The sequence below is a fragment of the Variovorax paradoxus genome (assembly GCF_009498455.1).
Taxonomy (GTDB): domain Bacteria; phylum Pseudomonadota; class Gammaproteobacteria; order Burkholderiales; family Burkholderiaceae_C; genus Variovorax; species Variovorax paradoxus_H.
The window spans coordinates 1787512-1805567 of the sequence record NZ_CP045644.1 but is presented as its reverse complement, the minus strand read 5'-3'; the positions used below and the strand labels follow the sequence as shown (position 1 = coordinate 1805567).

Genomic DNA, 18056 nt, shown 5'->3' with positions numbered 1-18056 from the left:
TCGTTTCGATACCTCTCCAGGAGACGCGTCTTGACCTTGCAGCATCCACGGCCATCGTCCCTCTCGGCTCGCCGAATCACTGCCACGGCGACGCTCGCCGGCACCGCGTTGCTGCTCGCCGCCTGCGGCGGGGGCGGCGGCGGTGGGGGCGGTATCGGCATCGGCTTTCCGCCGCCGGGCGGCGGCAGCGACACCGGGCGCGGCTCGGTCGTCACCAGCCCGCCCGAGCAGGGCACCAAGCTCACGGCCGACCAGTTCAAGGCCAGCCTGCAGGCCTCCGACCAGGGCAAGGCGTTGCTGCAGGTCACCGGCGCGCCCAAGTGCGGCGTCGACATGCGCTACCTCGAGTACCGCACCGTCGGCGGCAAGAACGAGGCCACCAACGCCACCGCCGCGATCATGGTGCCCTCGGGTTCCGACGTCGCCTGCAGCGGCGCGCGCCCGGTGGTGCTGTACGCGCACGGCACCACGCCCGCGCGCAACTACAACCTCGCCAAGTGGACCGACACCACCCAGCCGGCCGCCGGCGAGGGCCTGATGGTGGCCGCCATGTTCGCGGCGCAGGGCTACATCGTGGTGGCGCCCAACTACGCGGGCTACGACAAGTCGACGCTGCCCTACCACCCGTACCTCAACGGCGAGCAGCAGGGCAAGGACATGGTCGATGCGCTCACCGCGGCGCGCAAGACCTTCTCTGAGATCGGCGCGAACGACGCCGGCTCGCTGTTCATCACCGGCTATTCGCAGGGCGGCTACGTGGCGATGGCCGCGCACCGCGAGATGCAGGCCACCGGCAAGCCCGTGACGGCCTCGGCCCCGCTGGCCGCGCCCTCGGCCATCAGCCTGCTGACTGACTACACCTACCTGGGCTGGCCCGCGCTGGGCTCCACGCTGTTCGTGCCGCTGCTGTCGACCAGCTGGCAGCAGCAGTTCGGCAACGTCTACGGCAGCCCCGGCGACGTCTACGAAGCGCAGTACGCCACCGGCATCGAGACGCTGCTGCCGAGCCTCACGCCGGGCACGCTGTTCTCCAGCGGCAAGCTGCCGCAGCTGGCGCTGTTCCCGGCCGACGGCAAGCCGGGTCCGGTGAGCCCCGAGCTGTCGATCTTCTACGGCGCCAACAACCTCATCAAGCAGAGCTTCCTGACGCAGGCGGCCACCGACATCCAGTCGAACACCTGCCCCGGCAACGCGCTGCCGGCCACGGCCGCGTCGCTGAACTCGGCCTCGCCGCTGGACTGCAAGCCCGCCACGGGCTTCCGCAAGGCGGCCATCGCCAACGACCTGCGCAACTGGGTGCCGGCCAAGCCGATGCTGCTGTGCAGCGGCGCGAACGACCCGACCGTGAACTTCCTGAGCACCCGCGCCACGGCCGGCTACTTCCGCGCCAAGGGCATGCCGGCCGCCGCGCTCGCGGTGGTCGACCTGGAAGACAACGGCGCCACCGACAGCTATTCGGCGGCGCGCGCAGGCTTCGCGCAGGCGAAGGACCTGCTGGCCCAGAGCACGCCGGGCAGCGCCGCCGACAAGGCGCGCGCCGTGACCGCGGCCTACCACGGCACGCTGGCGCCGCCGTTCTGCCTGGCGGCAGCGCGCGGATTCTTCCAGGGTGTGCTGGCGGCCGGGGGCTGAGCCCCGCAGCAGCCTAAAAGGCGTTGATCAGGCCGCTGCAGCGCGCTGCAAGCGGTCCTTGACGCCTTCCCACTCGGGCGTGTCGGGCGGCGTCTCGACCCAGATCAGCTTCACGCCCTGTGCGTCGAACTCGCGCAGCACCGCGAACAGCTGCTGCGCGGCGGCAGCCGCCTCGTCGGGCATGCGCCGCAGCAGCACGCGCTGCGAGCGGCTGCGCACATTGCTGCGCGTCCACACGGCGATGTGCGCGGCGTTGGCGCCGAGCACGTCCAGCCCGGTCTGAATGGCCTTGGTGTCCATGAGCCGCACCTTGGCGTCGGGCGCGTAGTGCGCCTCCAGCGTGCCCGAGGCGCGCGGGTCGGGCGTGTCGAGCACCTCGCGGTCGCGCAATGGCTCGCCGACGGCGGCCTCGATCTGTGCGCGCGTGATGAGGCCCGGGCGCAGCAGCACGGGCGCGCCGCGGCTGCAGTCGACGATGGTCGATTCGATACCCACTTCGCAGGCGCCACCGTCGATGACGAGCAGCGCATCGCCGAACTCGTCGTGCACGTGCTGCGCCGTGGTCGGGCTGACGCGGCCGAAGCGGTTGGCGCTCGGGCCCGCGAGGCCGGGCACGCCCTGCTCGGCGCAGGCTTCGAGCAGCGCCTGCGCCACCGGGTGCGCGGGGCAGCGCAGGCCGATGGTGTCCTGTCCGCCGGCCGCCGCCGTGCCCACGCCGGGCTGGCGCGTGACGATCAGCGTGAGCGGGCCGGGCCAGAAGGCCTGCACGAGCTTCTGCGCGAAAGGCGGCAGCGGCTGGGCGAAGCGCGACAGCGCCTGCGCGCCCTTGGCGCCCGCCGCCACGTGGACGATCAGCGGATGGTCGGCCGGCCGGCCCTTGGCAGTAAAGATGCCGGCGACGGCGGTGTCGCTGCTGGCGTCGGCGCCCAGGCCGTAGACGGTCTCGGTCGGGAAGGCGACCAGCCCGCCCGCGCGCAGCACGCGCGCGGCCTCGGCGATGGCGTCGGGAGCGCGGCCGTCGAGGATCATGCGAGCGCCGGCAGGCCCAGCAGCAGCGCGGCCTGCGAGGCATTGGCGCGCACGCTCTCGAGCGTGGCGCCGGTGAGGGTCAGGTGGCCCATCTTGCGGCCGCGGCGTGGTGCCAGCTTGCCGTACAGGTGCAGGTGCGTGCCGGGCACGGCGAGCACTTCGCTCCAGCGCGGCGCGACCGGCTTGATGCCGTCGCCTTCACCGTCGGGGAACCACAGGTCGCCCAGCAGGTTGAGCATGACGGCGGGGCTGTGCTGGCGCGGCGCGGTCAGCGGCAGGCCGGCGAGGGTGCGCACCTGCAGCTCGAACTGCGACACGTCGCAGGCTTCCATCGTGTAGTGGCCGCTGTTGTGCGGACGCGGCGCCATTTCGTTGACCACCAGCGAACCGTCGGCCAGCGCGAAGAACTCGACGCACAGCACGCCCACGTAGTCCAGGCCGCTGGCGATGCTCCTGGCGGAATTGACCGCGCCCTGCGCCACGGTCTTGGGCATGTTCTGCGGGTGCACCTCGGTCACGGCGAGGATGCCGTCGCGGTGCAGGTTGCGCTGCGGCGGGAAATGCACGATCTGCCCGTCGCGGCCGCGCGCCAGGATCACCGAGCACTCGAACTCGAGCGGCAGCATCTTTTCGAGCACGCAGGGCACGCAGTTGGCGCCCTGCCAGGCCTCGACCAGCTCGGCGCGCGTCTTCACGCGCTGCTGGCCCTTGCCGTCGTAACCCAGGCGGGCGGTCTTGAGGATGCCGGGCAGCAACTGCTCGTCAATGGCGGCCAGTTGTTCCGCGGTCTCGATGACGGCATAGGGCGCGCAGGGCACGCCGCAGCGGGTGAAGTGCGCCTTCTCGGCGATGCGGTCCTGCGCGATGGCGATGGCCGACGCGGCGGGCGACACCGGCCGCGCGACGGCCAGGTGCTCCAGCGAAGGCGCGGGCACGTTCTCGAACTCGGTCGTCACCGCGTCGGCCAGGCCGGCGAGGCGGGCGAGGCCGTCGACGTCGGCGTAGTCGGTGTGGATGTGGTGGTGGCTCACGCGGCCGGCGGGGCTGTCGGCGTCGGGGTCGAGCACCGCGGTGAAGTAGCCCATGCGCTGGGCCGCGTGCGCGAACATGCGCCCGAGCTGGCCGCCGCCGAGCACGCCGAGCGTGGCGCCCGGGAGGATCGGCAGGTCGGCCGAATGGCCGGTGACGCCGCTCACAGTGCACCCCCGCCTTGCGGCGAAAACGGTGACACGGGCGACACGGGAGACACAGCGCCCGCTTCGGGCGGCGGCAGCACCATGGCCTCGGCGGCGGCGGTCTGGGCCGTGCGGAAGGCGTCGAGCTTCGCGCGCAGCGCGGGGTTGTTCACCGCCAGCATCGCCACCGCGAACAGCGCCGCATTGGCCGCGCCGGCGGTGCCGATGGCAAAGGTGGCCACGGGCACGCCCTTGGGCATCTGCACGATGCTGTAGAGGGAATCGACGCCCTGCAGGTGGCGGCTGGCCACCGGCACGCCGAGCACCGGCACCGTGGTTTTGGAGGCCAGCATGCCCGGCAGGTGGGCCGCGCCGCCCGCCCCCGCGATGATCGCGGTGAGCCCGCGCCCGGCGGCGCTTTCGGCGTACGCGAACAGCGCATCGGGCATCCGGTGGGCCGAGACCACCTTCGCTTCGTGGCTGATTCCGAATTGCTGGAGAATCTCGACCGCGTGGCGCATCGTCTCCCAATCGGAGTTCGAGCCCATCACTACACCGACCTGAATGGTTTCGTTCATGGTTTCAATTTTACGTTTCACCCCCAGCTGTTCCCGATGATCGACATCACTCTCGAAAATTTCCAGTCCGAGCTGATCGAAGGCTCGGTCGCCACGCCGGTGCTGCTGGACATCTGGGCCGAATGGTGCGGCCCCTGCAAACAGCTCGGCCCGGTGCTCGAAAAACTCGAAACCGAATACGCCGGCCGCTTCACGCTGGCCAAGCTCGATGCCGACAAGGTGCCGCAAATCTCCTCGCAGCTGTCCGAAATGTTCGGCGTGCGCAGCATCCCGTTCTGCGTGATGTTCAAGGACGGCCAGCCGGTCGACGGCTTCGTGGGCGCCATTCCCGCCGAGAAGATCCGCGAATTCCTCGACAAGCACGTGCCGGGCGCCGATGAAGCCGAAGCCGCCTCGGAAGAAGCCGCCGCACAGGAAGCGCTGGCCGAGGGCGACACCCTGGGCGCGCTCGAGAAGCTGCAGCACGCGGTGGCCACCGACCCGGCCAACGACGATGCCCGCTTCGACTACATCAAGCTGCTGCTGCAGGAAGGCCGCATCGACGACGCCAAGGTCGCCTTTGCCCCGGTGATCGCCAAGACCGGGCTGGTGCGCCGCTTCGATTCGCTGCAGCGCTGGATGGACGCCATCGATTTCGCAGCACCCGTTACAGGCTCCGCACCGACGCTGGGCGACTTCGACGACAAGATTGCCGCCAACAAGCGCGACTTCGACGCCCGCTTCAACCGCGCCCGCCTGCTGATGGCCGCCCAGCGCTGGACCGACGCGATGGACGAGCTGCTCGACATCCTCATGCGCGACAAGAGCTGGAGCGAAGACCTCGCGCGCAAGACCTACATCGCGATCCTCGACGTGATCGAGCCGCCGAAGGTGAAAGTGGCCGACGGGCAGATTCCGCCGGACGATCCGGTCGTTGCCACGTACCGCCGCCGCCTGAGCAGCGTCGTGCTGAGCTGAACGATGCATTGCGCCTTTGAGTGCGCAATTGAACAAGAAAGCGACCTGTGGGTCGCTTTTTTATTGCCGCTGTCGCCCCATATAGATAGCATTGCTACTCAATTTACGATAAAAGCGTACTGCAATGCTCCAATTGACCGAAGAACTCGAAAAAGCCCGCAAGGCCGGCGGCCTGAGCCAGGAGGCGCTGGCCACGCGCGCCGGGCTGTCGCGCATGACGGTGCAGCGCATCGAAAGCGGCCAGATCGATCCGCGCCTGTCGACGCTGCTCGAAATGGCGCGCGTGCTGGGGCTCGAGCTCATGCCCGTGCCTGCCAGCCTGCGCCCGCAGCTCGAAGACTTCGTGCGCTCGGGCGGGCGCCTGCTCGGCCAGCCGGCGGGCGTGGGGGCGCCGCCGTCCATTGCGCAGAGCCTGGCGGACGAGAACCGGTGAGCCGGTGAGCACGCGCGCCGTCTTCAACACCGGCATCCGCTACCTGCGGATGCACCTGCACCTGCCCGGTGGCGGGCGGCGCGCCATCGGTTACCTCTCGCAGTACGGCGACATCCTGCGCGTGTCGTTCGACGAGGCCTACATCGCCGATCCGGACCGCCCCACGCTGTCGCTGGCCTACCGCGGCGCCGACGAGGCGGCCACGCGCGCCATCCTCGCGTCGGCGCGCGACACCCGCGTGTCGCGCAGCGACGGCCGCTGGCCCAGCTACTTCCAGAACCTGCTGCCGGAGGGCCACAACCGCGAGCGCCTGGCGCAGCAGCGCGGCTGCGCGGCCGACGACGAGTTCGAGCTGCTGGCCGCCGCCGGCCACGACCTGATGGGCGCGCTCGAGGTCGAGCCCGTGCCCACGTCCGAAGGCATTCCCGACACCGTGCGCCACTGGCACACGGCGCTGGGGCTCGACGTGCTGGAACCCGGCTTTGTCGAGATGCCGGTGGAAGACGCCGCCGCCATCCCCGGCGTGGTGACCAAGTTCTCGGCGGTGCAGGACGGGCGGCGCTACGTGGTCAAGCGCCACGGCGCGGCGGGCTCGTTCATCCTCAAGCTGCCGAGCACGCGCCACCCCGACCTGGTCGCCAACGAATACACCGGCTACCGCCTGTGCGGCGCGCTCGGCCTCGACTGCGCGCAGGCCCACGTGATCGGCCGCGCCGACGCCGACCTGCCCGAGCAGGTGCCCTTCGAGCAGATTCTTGCGGTGCGCCGCTTCGACCGCACGCCCGAGGGCGGGCGCATTCACATGGAGGAGTTCGCGCAGGTGCTGCAGTACGAGCCGCGCCAGAAGTACGGCCGCGGGCTGGCCACCGACTGGCCCGCGATGCTGCGCGTGCTCGACCGCCTGTCGCCGAACCCGGTGGCCGACGTGCGCGAGTGCGTGCGCCGCCTCATCGCCTTCATCCTGCTGGGCAACAGCGACGCGCACCTGAAGAACTGGGCCCTGCGCTACCCCGACGGCGCGGCGCCAGTGCTCGCGCCGCTGTACGACCCGGTCTGCGTGGCGGCCTTCTTCGAGGATGTGCCGTCGCACGACTACGGCGTCAACCGCGCCATCGACGCCACGCTGCGCGCCTTCGACGGGCCGGCGCTGGAGGCGCTGCTGCGCGCGGCCGGGCTGCTGCGGCCGGCCCGCCTGATGGCCATCGCGCGCGACACCGTGCGCCAGGCCCAGGCCGAGTGGCCCGCGCTGCTGGCACACGACGGCACGCCCGCCAGCGTGCGCCGCTGCGTCGAGGCGCGCCTCGCGGGTGGCGTGGCCCTCGCGGCGCTGGCCGCCTGAAGAAGAAGCCCGGACGCGCCGACGGGCCTGTCTTCGCACCGGTCACGGCGTCGCATACGATGGCGCCGGTTTTAACTTGTTGCAGATTGAAAAGGAAAATTGGCCATGCGTTCCTTCGCCCGCCGTACCGCGCTCCCCGCCATTGCCTCGGCCGCGCTGCTGCTGACCGCGCTTACCGGTTGCGGCAGCGGCATCAGTCTCGACGAGCCGATCGAAGGGCCGGTGTGGCGCCTGGTGCAACTGGGCGACGAGCCCATCGCGCCGGGCGGCGATGCCCAGCTGCAGTTCGACCGCAACAGCGGACGGGTCAGTGGGTCGGGCGGCTGCAACCGCGTCACGGGATCGTTCACGCGCGCGGGCGTGTCGCTCAAGCTCGGCCAGATGGCTGCGACGCGCATGGCCTGCGCCGACCCGGTGCGCGGCGCCAACGAGGCGCAGTTCCTGTCGGCGCTGCAGAGCACGGCCAGCTACCGGCTGGCGCCGGGGCGGCTCGCGCTGCTCGATGCGGGCGGCCGCACGGTCGCACTGCTCAGCAGCGGCAACAGGTAGGAAAAAAACAGGTCAGCCGTGGGTGAGGCGGTCCAGCGCCTCACGGTACTTGGCGGCCGTCTTCTCGATGACTTCGGCCGGCAGGCGCGGCGCCGGGGGCGTCTTGTCCCAGGGCTTGCCGTTGATCTTGGTGGCTTCGAGCCAGTCGCGCACGAACTGCTTGTCGTAGCTCGGCGGATTGGTGCCGGCGGCCAGCGCGGCTTCGTAGCCCTCGACGGGCCAGTAGCGCGAGCTGTCGGGCGTGAGCACTTCGTCCATGAGCACCAGCGTGTCGTTCTCGTCCAAGCCGAACTCGAACTTGGTGTCGGCAATGATCATGCCCTTGGCGAGTGCGATCTGGGCCGCGGCCTCGTAGATGGCGATGCTGATCTCGCGGATCTGCTGGGCCAGCTTGGGGCCGACGATCTCGACCACGCGCTCGTAGCTGATGTTCTCGTCGTGCTCGCCGGCCGCGGCCTTGGCGGCGGGCGTGAAGATCGGGCGCGGCAGCTTGCTCGCGTTGGTCAGGCCCTCGGGCAGCGGCACGCCGCAGACCGCGCGGTTGTCCTGGTATTCCTTCCAGCCGCTGCCGGCCAGGTAGCCGCGCACCACCGCCTCGACCGGGATCGGACGCAGGCGCTTGACCAGCATCGAGCGGCCCGTGACCTGCGGCACTTCCTCGGCGGTGACCACGCTCTCGGGCGCTTCGCCCGTCAGGTGGTTGGGGCACAGCGCGCCCAGGCGGTCGAACCACCACAGCGCCATCTTCGTGAGGATCTCGCCCTTGCCGGGGATGGGCTCGCCCATGATCACGTCGAAGGCGCTGAGCCGGTCGCTCGCGACCATCAGGATGCGGTCTTCGCCGACGGCGTAGTTGTCGCGCACCTTGCCGCGCGCAAGCAGGGGCAGGCTCTGGATGGAGGAGGTGTGAACGGTGGTCATGGACGGATGCTCGGCTGGGAAACGGTGACGGGAAAAGCGGATTGTGCGCGCAGAAAAAAGCCACCGCGAGCGGTGGCCTGCGGCGCGCAGTCTGTCTTCGTTAGATGACTTGCTGCGCCAGGTCGCCCTTGGCGTACTTGGCAGCGACGACCTGCAGCGTGTCGCCCTTGATCTTGGCGCCCTGGCCTTCGCAGCCGAACTCGATGTAGCGCTGCTTGCAGATCTGCTTGGCGGCTTCACGCGCGGGCTTGAGCCACTCGCGGGCGTCGAACTTCTCGGGGTTCTCGGCCAGGAACTTGCGCACCGCCCCGGTCATCGCCAGGCGGATGTCGGTGTCGATGTTGATCTTGCGCACGCCGTACTTGATGGCTTCCTGGATTTCCTCGACGGGCACGCCGTAGGTTTCCTTCATGTTGCCGCCGTACTGGCGAATGATTTCCAGCAGGTCTTGCGGCACCGACGACGAACCGTGCATCACCAGGTGGGTGTTGGGCAGGCGGGCGTGGATTTCCTTGACGCGCTGGATCGACAGGATGTCGCCCGTGGGCTTGCGCGTGAACTTGTAGGCGCCGTGGCTGGTGCCGATGGCGATCGCCAGCGCGTCCAGCTGCGTGGCTTTCACGAACTGCGCGGCTTCCTCGGGGTCGGTGAGCAGCGAGGCGTGGTCGAGCACGCCTTCGGCGCCGATGCCGTCTTCTTCACCGGCCAGGCCGGTTTCGAGCGAGCCCAGGCAGCCCAGCTCGCCTTCGACGGTGACGCCGACCTTGTGGGCCAGTTCGACCACCTTGCGGGTCACCTCGACGTTGTAGTCGAACGAAGCGGGCGTCTTGCCGTCTTCGTGCAGCGAGCCGTCCATCATCACGGACGAGAAGCCCAGGTCGATCGCGCCCTGGCAGATGGCCGGGCTCTGGCCGTGGTCCTGATGCATCACCAGCGGGATGTTCGGGTACTGCTCGATGGCGGCCTGGATCAGGTGCTTGATGAAGGCTTCACCCGCGTACTTGCGGGCGCCGGCGCTGGCTTGCAGGATGACGGGCGCGCCGGTTTCCTTGGCGGCCTCCATGACGGCCTGGACCTGTTCGAGGTTGTTGACGTTGAAGGCCGGAATGCCGTAGTCGTTGGCGGCGGCGTGGTCCAGCAGTTCGCGCATCGAGACGAGTGCCATGGGAAATACCTCGTGGGAATAGAAAAAACGGGAAAAAAGAGAAGGCGGAAAGTCGGGAGAAAACTACCCCGATTCTACCGAGCCCCCTTGTGGGACGGCGCTGACGCCAACCCGAGGAAATCCACCACAGGCGGCAGCACCGGCCCGCCCAGCCACTGGATGGGCCTGGCAAAGGCGCCGACCAGCGTGACATGGCTCAGGTTGTCGAACAGCCTCACCTGCACCGGAACGCCGGCGGCGCGCAGCGCGGCGGCCATCCGGCCGGTGTTGCGGTCGGGATAGACCAGGTTGTCCTTCGCCGCCGCGAGCAGCAGCGCCCGCGGCGCGGCGGGCGTGACATGCGACAGCGGCTGCGAATCGCGCGGCGTGTCCGGCCAATTGAAGGCGGCCTGCGCCTGCGGGTCCCCGACGGGCAAAAAGTCGTAAGGGCCAGCCAGGCCGATCCAGCCCGCGAGCTGCTTCGGGCTGGCGCCCAGTTCACCGAGCCAGCGTTCGTCGAGCGCCACCATCGCCGCGTTGTAGCCGCCCGAGCTGTGGCCCATCACGTAGACCTGCTTCGGATCGGCGCCGAGCCGCGCGGCGTTGTCGAGCGCCCATTTGACGGCCCGTGCGCTGTCCTGCACGAAGACCGGGTAGGTGAAGGCGGGCGACAGGCCGTAGTCGGGCACCACCACCACGGCGCCGCGCGCGGCCAGCGCCTCGCCCATGAACCTGTAGCTGGCGCGGTCGCCGCTCGTCCAGGTGCCCCCGAAGAAGAACACCACGAGGGGGCGGGCGTCGCCGGCCGGCTGGGCGGACGGCAACGGCTGGTACACGTCGAGCCGCTGGCGCGGCGCGGGACCATAGGCGATGCCGCCCTCGAACCGGTAGGTGTCGCCGGGCACCAGCCGGTCGAGCAGCCTGATCGGCGAACACGCCGACAGCAGGGCGGCCCCCGCCACGGCGAGAGAGACGGCAAGGGCGCCACGGCGCGGGCGGAACGTCAAGGCAGAGGATGGCAAGGTCATCGAAGGTGTACGCGGCCGGCGCGGCCGCGGTTTCGCGCCCTCGCTCAGATCGGCAACTGCGTGGTCGACAGCACCTGCTTGAGCACCACGAAGGTCCGGATCTGCCGCACGCCCGGCAGGTACAGCAGCTGCTCGGCGTGCAGGCGGTTGAAGCTGTCGTTGTCGCGGGTGCGCACGAGCATGAAATAGTCGAATTCGCCCGTGACGACGTGGCATTCGAGGCAGCCCGACACCTTCTGCGCCGCCTTCTCGAAATCGGCGAACGAGTCGGGCGTGGAGCGGTCGAGCACCACGCCGATCATCACGAGCATGCCGACCTCGAGCGCGTCGGGGTCGAGCAAGGCGACCACGCCCTTGATGAGCCCGCCGGCCTTGAGTCGCTCGACCCGGCGCAGGCAGGCCGGCGCGCTGAGGTTCACCTTGGCGGCCAGCGCCACGTTCGACACCGAGGCGTCGCGCTGCAGGGCGCGCAGGATCGCGCGGTCGGTGCGATCGAGCTCCGTCGGCGTACGCAACTTTGTTGTGCTCATGGCTTTCTTTTCGGATGAAAAATGGTCTTCTTGGCCATCCTGCCTTTTTTACCGCCGCAGATCCATCAAACTTCGCAAGCACATTGCAAACCCTTCTTCCTACGATCGACAGCTTCACCCCATCCTCCCTGGAGCTGCGTCGATGAACCTGAAGAAATTCCCCCGCCACGTCCTGACCTTCGGCCCCACGCCGATCCAGCCGCTGAAGCGCCTGAGCGCCCACCTCGGCGGCAAGGTCGATCTCTACGCCAAGCGCGAGGACTGCAACAGCGGCCTGGCCTTCGGCGGCAACAAGACGCGCAAGCTGGAGTACCTGATTCCCGAGGCGCTCGAAGGCGGCTACGACACGCTGGTGTCGATCGGCGGCATCCAGTCGAACCAGACGCGGCAGGTGGCCGCGGTGGCTGCGCACCTGGGCCTGAAGTGCGTGCTGGTGCAGGAGAACTGGGTCAACTACTCCGACGCGGTGTACGACCGGGTCGGCAACATCGAGATGTCGCGCATCATGGGCGCCGACGTGCGCTTGGACGCAGCCGGCTTCGACATCGGCATCCGCCAGAGCTGGGAACAGGCCATGGCCGACGTGCGCGCGGCCGGCGGCAAGCCCTTCCCGATTCCGGCGGGCTGCTCCGAGCATCCGCGCGGTGGCCTCGGCTTCGTGGGCTTTGCCGAAGAAGTGCGCCAGCAGGAGGCCGAACTCGGCTTCAAGTTCGACTACCTCGTGGTCTGCTCGGTCACCGGCAGCACGCAGGCCGGCATGGTGGTGGGCTTCGCGGCCGACGGCCGCGCCGACCGCGTGATCGGCATCGACGCCTCGGCCAAGCCGCAGCAGACCTTCGAACAAATCTTGCGCATCGCAAAGAACACGGCCGAGCTGGTCGAGCTGGGCCGCGACATCACCGAGAAAGACGTGGTGCTCGACCGCCGCTTCGGCGGGCCCGAGTACGGGCTGCCGAACGAAGGCACGCTGGAGGCCATTCGGTTGAGCGCGCGCTTCGAAGGCATGCTGACCGACCCCGTGTACGAGGGCAAGTCGATGCACGGAATGATCGAGAAGGTGCGGCTCGGGGAGTTTCCGGCGGGCTCGAAGGTGCTCTACGCACACCTGGGCGGCGTGCCGGCGCTGAACGCCTACAGCTTCCTGTTCCGCAACGGCTGAACGGGGTCGACGCAACGACAAAGGCCGGCATGTGCCGGCCTTGTCTTGCTGCGAGCGAACGGACTCAGCTCGCTCTGCAGATCTTCAGCATGTTGGTGCCGCCGGGTGCACCCATCGGCTCGCCGCAGGTGATGGCGTACACGTCACCGGTCTGCACGATGCCGCGCTTCTTCAGGTGGTTTTCGGCCTGCTGCAGCGCCGTGTCGCGGTCGCTTTCCGAGTCCATGAGCAGCGGGCGCACGTTGCGGTACAGCGCCAGCTTGCGCTGCGTGGCCAGGCGCGAGGTCAGCGCGTACATGGGAATGTGCGCGCGGTGGCGGCTCATCCACAGGATGGTCGAGCCCGATTCGGTCAGCGCCACGATGGCCTTGGCGCCCAGGTGGTGCGCCGTGAACAGCGCGCCCATGGCGATCGACTGGTCGATGCGGCTGTAGGTCTTGCCGCTGAAGTCGGCGTCGAGCGTCTGGTCTTCGGCGCCTTCGGCGGCTTCGCAGATGCGGCTCATTTCCTGCACGGTCTCGAGCGGGTAGCGGCCCGAGGCGGTTTCGGCCGAGAGCATCACGGCGTCGGTGCCGTCGAGCACGGCGTTGGCGACGTCGCTCACCTCGGCGCGCGTGGGCACGGGGTTGGTGATCATCGACTCCATCATCTGGGTCGCGGTGATGACCACCTTGTCCATGTCGCGCGCCATGCGGATCATCTTTTTCTGCAGCGCCGGCACGGCGGCGTTGCCGACTTCCACAGCCAGGTCGCCGCGGGCGACCATGATGCCGTCGCTGGCACGCAGGATTTCTTCCAGCTTCGGAATGGCTTCGGCGCGCTCGATCTTGGCGATCATGCCGGGCTTGTGGCCGTACTCGGCGGCCGCCACGTTGCACAGCTGGCGGGCCATTTCCATGTCGGTGGCGTTCTTGGGGAAGCTCACGGCCACGTAGTCGGCCTGGAAGCTCATCGCGGTCTTGATGTCTTCCATGTCCTTGGCCGTCAGCGCGGGTGCCGTGAGGCCGCCGCCCTGCTTGTTGATGCCCTTGTTGTTCGACAGCTCGCCGCCGAGCTTGACGGTGGTGTGCACCGCTTCGCCCTTGACGCCGTCGACCGTGAGCACGATCAGGCCGTCGTTCAGCAGCAGCTTGTCGCCGGGCTTCACGTCGCGCGGCAGGTCCTTGTAGTCGAGGCCCACGGCATCGACATCGCCCAGCTCGGTGCGCGAGGCGTCGAGTACGAACTTGGCGCCCGGCTCGAGCCAGATCTTGCCCTGCGCGAACTTGCCGACGCGGATCTTGGGACCCTGCAGGTCGGCCATGATGGCCACCTCGCGGCCCACCTTGCGGGCCGCTTCGCGCACCATGGTGGCGCGGTCGATGTGGTCCTGCGCCGTGCCGTGGCTGAAGTTCAGCCGCACCACGCTGACCTTGGCCAGGATCATCTGTTCCAGCAATTCCGGCGTGCTGGAGGCGGGGCCGAGGGTGGCGACGATCTTGGTGGCGTGGCGGGGGATGCGGTCCGAGCTCATGAAAGGGGTCTCCGTTTTGTATTCTCTACTGTATACACTTTGTGTGTCGAACGGAAGTCAGTCGCCACGGGGGGTTTCCCTCCCGTGGCCGGACCGCCGCCGGAATCAGCCGGCCGCGCGCTTGGCCAGGATCTCGAAGGCCGGCAGGGTCTTGCCCTCCAGCACCTCGAGGAAGGCACCGCCGCCGGTCGAGATGTAGCCGACCTGCTTTTCGATGCCGTACTTGGCGATGGCCGCCAGGGTGTCGCCACCGCCGGCGATCGAGAAGGCGCTGCTTTCGGCAATGGCTTGCGCGATGGCCTTGGTGCCGCCCGCGAAGGCATCGAACTCGAACACGCCGACCGGGCCATTCCACACGATGGTGCCGGCTTCGCGCAGCTGCGCGGCCAGGATGGCCGAGGTCTTCGGGCCGATGTCCAGGATCAGGTCGTCGTCGGCCACGTCGGTGGCGTCCTTGACTGTGGCGGGCGCGTCGGCCGCGAAGGTCTTGGCCGTGACCACGTCGACCGGAATCGGCACGTCGGCGCCGCGTGCGCGCATGGCGTCGATCACGGCCTTGGCCTGGTCGAGCAGGTCGGGCTCGGCCAGCGACTTGCCGATCGAAAGGCCCGCGGCCAGCATGAAGGTGTTGGCGATGCCGCCGCCGACGATCAGCTGGTCGACGTTGGCCGACAGGCTCTTCAGGATGGTGAGCTTGGTGCTGACCTTCGAGCCCGCCACGATGGCGACCAGCGGCCGCTTGGGCTGGGCCAGCGCCTTGCTGATGGCGTCCATTTCGGCCGCCAGCAGCGGGCCGGCCGCGGCAATCTTCGCGAACTGGGCGATGCCGTAGGTGGTGGCTTCGGCGCGGTGGGCCGTACCGAAGGCGTCGTTCACATAGATGTCGGTGAGCGCGGCCAGCTTGCGGGCCAGTGCTTCGTCGTTCTTCTTCTCGCCCTTGTTGACGCGGCAGTTCTCGAGCAGCACGACCTGGCCGGGCTTCACGTCGACGCCGTCGACCCAGTTGGCCACCAGCGGCACTTCGCGGCCGAGCAGCTCGCCCAGGCGCTTGGCGACGGGGGCCAGCGAGTCTTCGGGCTTGAATTCGCCTTCGGTCGGGCGGCCCAGGTGCGAGGTGACCATCACGGCCGCGCCGGCGTCGAGCGCCAGCTGGATGCAGGGCACCGAGGCGCGGATGCGCGTGTCTTCGGTGATGCGGCCGGCATCGTCCTGCGGCACGTTGAGGTCGGCACGGATGAAGACGCGCTGGCCGGCGGCCTTGCCTTGCGCACAGAGGTCGGTGAATCGAATGACGTTCATGGGTCTGAGGATGGTGAAAGACTGAAAGGCGGGACTGCGTGCATTGTAGTTTTCACCCTCCGGCGGCCCTGCGCGCCTGTTGCGGCGCACTGATGGTTTTCAGGCTTTCGGCTGCGCGGTCGCAAACTGCGCGAGGATGCCGACGAAGCTCGCCGCCGCGGGCGACAACGAGCGCCGCGCCGCGCTGTACACGCAGACCTCGCGGTGGAAGTCGGGCGATTCGAGCCGCACCATCTGCAGCCCGTGCGCGCGCACCAGCGACGCCGAGTAGGTCGGGCACACGGTCAGCCCCAGCCCCGAGGCCACCATGCCGAGCGCGGTGGTCATGTACGACACCTCCTGCGTGCCGGGCCGCAGCATGTACGCACGCTCCTCGGGCCCCAGCTCGGGCAGCACGCGCTGGCGGAAGTCGCGCGTGGGCGCGATGAAGGTGTAGGGCGCCAGCTCGTGCCAGCGCACCTTGCGGCGCTTCGCAAAGGCGTGGCCGGGCGGGCAGATCAGCCAGTGGCGGTCGCGGAACAGCGTGCGGCGCTCGATGGCGGCGGCGTCCACCGCCACGTCCTGGCCCACGGCCAGCTCGACATCGCCCGCCGCCACGCCCAGCAGCAGGTGCTCGGGCAGCGTGTCGGCCAGGCGCACGTCCACGTCGGGGTACGCCTCGCGGTAGGCGGCGATCACGCGCGGCATCAAGGTGCAGGCCATGAGCTGCGGCGCTGCAAGCCGCAACAGCCCTTTCTTCTTGTCACGTAGATCGGTCACGCCGGCGACCGCGCTGGTCAGGTCGCCGAGCAGCCGATGCACCGACGGCAGGAATTCGCGCCCCGCCTCCGACAGCTGCACGCGGCGCGTGTTGCGGTCGAGCAGCTGCACGCCCATCTCGCGCTCGAGCTCGCGCACCAGCACGCTGAGCGCCGACTGCGTGAGGTGCAGCTGCCCGGCCGCGGTGGTGAAGCTGCCGGTTTCGGCCACGGCGGCGAAGGCGCGCAGCTGGCGCAGGGTGAAGTTCATATATATGGTTATTTCATCAATCGATGAATTAATTTCGATTGCATCATAAGACGCGGCATTGCCCAATCGCGGCCTCAACGGAGACACGCATGCCGACGACGACCGCCCCCACGTCCGCGCCCCCGATTCGCGGGCTGCACCATTTCGCCTGGCGCTGCCGCGACAGCGAGGAAACCCGCCACTTCTACGAAGACCTGCTGGGCCTGCCGCTGGCCCACGTCATCAAGAACGACCACGTGCCGAGCACGGGCGAGTACTGCCCCTACGTGCACATCTTTTTCCAGATGCGCGATGGCGCGTACATCGCCTTCTTCGACCTGGGCGACGACACCGCCGCGCTACCCTCGCCCAACACGCCGTCGTGGGTGAACCACATCGCGCTGCGCGTCGACTCGGGCGACGACCTGCTCGCCGCCAAGGCGCGGCTCGAAGGCGCCGGCATCGAGGTGCTGGGCGTGACCGACCACCACATCATCGAGTCGATCTACTTCTTCGACCCCAACGGCATCCGCGTGGAACTCACCACGCCGACCGTGCCGCAGGCCGAGATGGACGCGCACGCGCGCCATGCCCACGCTGACCTCGACGCGTGGACCGCGCGCAAGGCCGCTCTGCGTGCAACGAAAGGCGCCTCGCATGTCTGAGCTGCAACTCGCCGTCATCGACGTGAAGCCCGGCGCGGCCATGGACAGCCAGTCGGGCCTGCAGCTGCTGCGCCCGCGCATCTACGGCGCCTTCCGCGCGCCGCCGGGGCCGAAAAAGATCGCGGCCATCGTGATGCACCCGACCAGCAACTTCATGGGCCACTACCTGATCGGCCCGCTGGCCGAGCGCGGCATCTGCTGCATGGGCCTGAACTCGCGCTTCGTCGGCAACGACACGGTGCTGCTGATGGAGCGCGCGATCCAGGACCTGGGCGCCGGCGTGCAGTACCTGCGCGCGGCCGGCTACGAGAAGGTGTTCCTGGTCGGCAACTCGGGCGGCGCGGCACTCGCGGCCTTCTACCAGGCGCAGGCGGAACAACTCACTGCCACGCACCTGCCCGACGGCGACCCGACCCACTTGCACCAGAGCGACCTGCCACCAGTCGACGGCCTCGCGCTGTGCGCCGCGCACCTGGGCCGCACGCGGCTCATGCGCGACTGGATCGACCCCTCGGTCACCGACGAGCACGACCCGCTGTCGGTCGACCCCGACCTCGACATGTACGACCCACGCCACCGCGTGCCCTACGAGGCCGACTTTCTCGCGCGCTTCAGCGCGGCGCAGAAGGCGCGGCTGGACCGCATCGAGCAGGGGTGCCTCGACCGCCTCGCGCTGCTGCGCAACACACCGGGCGCGCCGCGCGACCAGACCTTCGTCGTCTATCGCACGCACGCCGATCCGCGCTGCGTCGACCTCTCGCTCGATGCGAATGCGCGCCTGCCCGGCAGCGTGTGGGGCGATGCGCGGCAGGTGAACTATTCGGCCAACGCGATGGGCCGCACCACCTCGCTCACCGCCTTCCTCTCGCAGTGGTCGTCGCGCTCGCAGGCCGACGGGCCCACCAACCTCGCGCGCACGACGGTGCCGAAGCTGCTGCTGACCTACACCGGCGACCAGTCGACCTTCCCGAGCACGCGCGATGCCTGGATGGCCGCAGGCGGCGCGCGCATTCGCAACGTCGACATCGTCGGCGGCAACCACTACCTAGCGGGCCAGCCCGAGCTGATCCCGCAAGCGGCGGACGCCATCGCCGAATTCGCCCACGCGCTGTGAGCCC

Annotated in this window: 18 protein-coding genes; 8 read left to right on the top strand and 10 right to left on the bottom strand. The window is 69.1% G+C overall.

Annotated elements, in window-relative coordinates:
- The first annotated feature begins 36 nt into the window (after positions 1-36).
- Positions 37-1632 (top strand): alpha/beta hydrolase family protein, encoded by a 1596-nt coding sequence (locus GFK26_RS08170; RefSeq protein ID WP_194274113.1) that lies wholly within the window; start codon positions 37-39, stop codon positions 1630-1632.
- A gap of 27 nt (positions 1633-1659) precedes the next feature.
- Here GFK26_RS08170 and GFK26_RS08165 read toward each other — a convergent pair whose 3' ends face one another.
- From GFK26_RS08165 to purE, 3 genes are read right to left on the bottom strand one after another with little or no spacing between them, the layout of a single operon-like run.
- Positions 1660-2661, bottom strand: a complete 1002-nt coding sequence (locus tag GFK26_RS08165; RefSeq protein ID WP_153281560.1) for an L-threonylcarbamoyladenylate synthase — start codon at positions 2659-2661, stop codon at positions 1660-1662.
- The gene (locus GFK26_RS08160; protein ID WP_194274053.1) at positions 2658-3857 is read right to left on the bottom strand and encodes a 5-(carboxyamino)imidazole ribonucleotide synthase; all 1200 of its coding nucleotides are present in this window, start codon (positions 3855-3857) and stop codon (positions 2658-2660) included. The genes GFK26_RS08165 and GFK26_RS08160 overlap by 4 nt, the downstream gene beginning before the upstream one ends.
- Positions 3854-4414, bottom strand: a complete 561-nt coding sequence (gene purE / locus GFK26_RS08155; RefSeq protein ID WP_153281559.1) for a 5-(carboxyamino)imidazole ribonucleotide mutase — start codon at positions 4412-4414, stop codon at positions 3854-3856. The genes GFK26_RS08160 and purE overlap by 4 nt, the downstream gene beginning before the upstream one ends.
- 36 nt (positions 4415-4450) lie before the next feature.
- Between purE and GFK26_RS08150 the strand changes: the two genes are divergently transcribed.
- From GFK26_RS08150 to GFK26_RS08135, 4 genes are all read left to right on the top strand, one after another.
- Complete coding sequence (locus GFK26_RS08150; protein WP_153281558.1) at positions 4451-5371, top strand: tetratricopeptide repeat protein; 921 nt, start codon at positions 4451-4453, stop codon at positions 5369-5371.
- Positions 5372-5495: 124 nt separating this feature from the next.
- A complete protein-coding gene (locus GFK26_RS08145) occupies positions 5496-5804 on the top strand; it encodes a helix-turn-helix domain-containing protein (RefSeq protein WP_062481916.1) in 309 nt (102 codons plus the stop codon).
- A 49-nt stretch (positions 5805-5853) separates the two neighbouring features.
- Positions 5854-7143: a type II toxin-antitoxin system HipA family toxin gene (locus GFK26_RS08140; protein ID WP_153285891.1), complete on the top strand. Its 1290-nt coding sequence runs from the start codon at positions 5854-5856 to the stop codon at positions 7141-7143.
- A 105-nt stretch (positions 7144-7248) separates the two neighbouring features.
- Positions 7249-7692, top strand: coding sequence for an META domain-containing protein (locus GFK26_RS08135; protein ID WP_153281557.1), 444 nt, complete (start codon positions 7249-7251; stop codon positions 7690-7692).
- A gap of 12 nt (positions 7693-7704) precedes the next feature.
- On the opposite strand, the gene GFK26_RS08130 is transcribed toward GFK26_RS08135, so the two are convergent.
- From GFK26_RS08130 to GFK26_RS08115, 4 genes are all read right to left on the bottom strand, one after another.
- Positions 7705-8613 (bottom strand): phosphoribosylaminoimidazolesuccinocarboxamide synthase, encoded by a 909-nt coding sequence (locus tag GFK26_RS08130; RefSeq protein ID WP_153281556.1) that lies wholly within the window; start codon positions 8611-8613, stop codon positions 7705-7707.
- Positions 8614-8713: 100 nt separating this feature from the next.
- The gene (gene fba / locus GFK26_RS08125) at positions 8714-9778 is read right to left on the bottom strand and encodes a class II fructose-bisphosphate aldolase (RefSeq protein WP_153281555.1); all 1065 of its coding nucleotides are present in this window, start codon (positions 9776-9778) and stop codon (positions 8714-8716) included.
- A gap of 74 nt (positions 9779-9852) precedes the next feature.
- Positions 9853-10785, bottom strand: a complete 933-nt coding sequence (locus GFK26_RS08120; RefSeq protein WP_153281554.1) for an alpha/beta hydrolase — start codon at positions 10783-10785, stop codon at positions 9853-9855.
- Positions 10786-10829: 44 nt separating this feature from the next.
- Complete coding sequence (locus GFK26_RS08115; RefSeq protein ID WP_153281553.1) at positions 10830-11315, bottom strand: Lrp/AsnC family transcriptional regulator; 486 nt, start codon at positions 11313-11315, stop codon at positions 10830-10832.
- Between the two features lie 142 nt (positions 11316-11457).
- On the opposite strand from GFK26_RS08115, the gene GFK26_RS08110 reads away from it, so the two are divergent.
- Entirely contained in the window at positions 11458-12474 is a 1017-nt protein-coding gene (locus GFK26_RS08110) for a 1-aminocyclopropane-1-carboxylate deaminase (protein ID WP_153281552.1), read from the top strand.
- Positions 12475-12538: 64 nt separating this feature from the next.
- Here the strand turns inward: GFK26_RS08110 and pyk are convergent, their stop codons facing one another.
- From pyk to GFK26_RS08095, 3 genes are all read right to left on the bottom strand, one after another.
- A complete protein-coding gene (pyk, locus tag GFK26_RS08105; protein WP_153281551.1) occupies positions 12539-13987 on the bottom strand; it encodes a pyruvate kinase in 1449 nt (482 codons plus the stop codon).
- 105 nt (positions 13988-14092) lie between these two features.
- Positions 14093-15286 (bottom strand): phosphoglycerate kinase, encoded by a 1194-nt coding sequence (locus GFK26_RS08100; RefSeq protein WP_153281550.1) that lies wholly within the window; start codon positions 15284-15286, stop codon positions 14093-14095.
- 99 nt (positions 15287-15385) lie between these two features.
- Positions 15386-16294 carry a LysR family transcriptional regulator gene (locus tag GFK26_RS08095; RefSeq protein WP_153281549.1) on the bottom strand — a complete coding sequence of 303 codons (909 nt, stop codon included), beginning with the start codon at positions 16292-16294 and terminating at the stop codon, positions 15386-15388.
- 89 nt (positions 16295-16383) lie between these two features.
- Between GFK26_RS08095 and GFK26_RS08090 the strand changes: the two genes are divergently transcribed.
- Positions 16384-16938, top strand: coding sequence for a VOC family protein (locus GFK26_RS08090; RefSeq protein ID WP_153281548.1), 555 nt, complete (start codon positions 16384-16386; stop codon positions 16936-16938).
- Positions 16931-18052 (top strand): alpha/beta hydrolase family protein, encoded by a 1122-nt coding sequence (locus GFK26_RS08085; protein WP_153281547.1) that lies wholly within the window; start codon positions 16931-16933, stop codon positions 18050-18052. Before GFK26_RS08090 ends, GFK26_RS08085 begins: the two co-directional genes overlap by 8 nt.
- Positions 18053-18056 lie beyond the last annotated feature (4 nt).

What these genes read in the sequence shown, in the direction of transcription:
- GFK26_RS08165 (WP_153281560.1), bottom strand. Translation starts at nt 2,661, where the DNA reads ATGATCCTCGACGGCCGCGCTCCCGACGCCATCGCCGAGGCCGCGCGC.
- purE (WP_153281559.1), bottom strand. Translation starts at nt 4,414, where the DNA reads ATGAACGAAACCATTCAGGTCGGTGTAGTGATGGGCTCGAACTCCGAT.
- GFK26_RS08150 (WP_153281558.1), top strand. Translation starts at nt 4,451, where the DNA reads ATGATCGACATCACTCTCGAAAATTTCCAGTCCGAGCTGATCGAAGGC.
- GFK26_RS08145 (WP_062481916.1), top strand. Translation starts at nt 5,496, where the DNA reads ATGCTCCAATTGACCGAAGAACTCGAAAAAGCCCGCAAGGCCGGCGGC.
- GFK26_RS08140 (WP_153285891.1), top strand. Translation starts at nt 5,854, where the DNA reads ATGCACCTGCACCTGCCCGGTGGCGGGCGGCGCGCCATCGGTTACCTC.
- GFK26_RS08135 (WP_153281557.1), top strand. Translation starts at nt 7,249, where the DNA reads ATGCGTTCCTTCGCCCGCCGTACCGCGCTCCCCGCCATTGCCTCGGCC.
- GFK26_RS08130 (WP_153281556.1), bottom strand. Translation starts at nt 8,613, where the DNA reads ATGACCACCGTTCACACCTCCTCCATCCAGAGCCTGCCCCTGCTTGCG.
- fba (WP_153281555.1), bottom strand. Translation starts at nt 9,778, where the DNA reads ATGGCACTCGTCTCGATGCGCGAACTGCTGGACCACGCCGCCGCCAAC.
- GFK26_RS08120 (WP_153281554.1), bottom strand. Translation starts at nt 10,785, where the DNA reads ATGACCTTGCCATCCTCTGCCTTGACGTTCCGCCCGCGCCGTGGCGCC.
- GFK26_RS08115 (WP_153281553.1), bottom strand. Translation starts at nt 11,315, where the DNA reads ATGAGCACAACAAAGTTGCGTACGCCGACGGAGCTCGATCGCACCGAC.
- GFK26_RS08110 (WP_153281552.1), top strand. Translation starts at nt 11,458, where the DNA reads ATGAACCTGAAGAAATTCCCCCGCCACGTCCTGACCTTCGGCCCCACG.
- pyk (WP_153281551.1), bottom strand. Translation starts at nt 13,987, where the DNA reads ATGAGCTCGGACCGCATCCCCCGCCACGCCACCAAGATCGTCGCCACC.
- GFK26_RS08100 (WP_153281550.1), bottom strand. Translation starts at nt 15,286, where the DNA reads ATGAACGTCATTCGATTCACCGACCTCTGTGCGCAAGGCAAGGCCGCC.
- GFK26_RS08095 (WP_153281549.1), bottom strand. Translation starts at nt 16,294, where the DNA reads ATGAACTTCACCCTGCGCCAGCTGCGCGCCTTCGCCGCCGTGGCCGAA.
- GFK26_RS08090 (WP_153281548.1), top strand. Translation starts at nt 16,384, where the DNA reads ATGCCGACGACGACCGCCCCCACGTCCGCGCCCCCGATTCGCGGGCTG.
- GFK26_RS08085 (WP_153281547.1), top strand. Translation starts at nt 16,931, where the DNA reads ATGTCTGAGCTGCAACTCGCCGTCATCGACGTGAAGCCCGGCGCGGCC.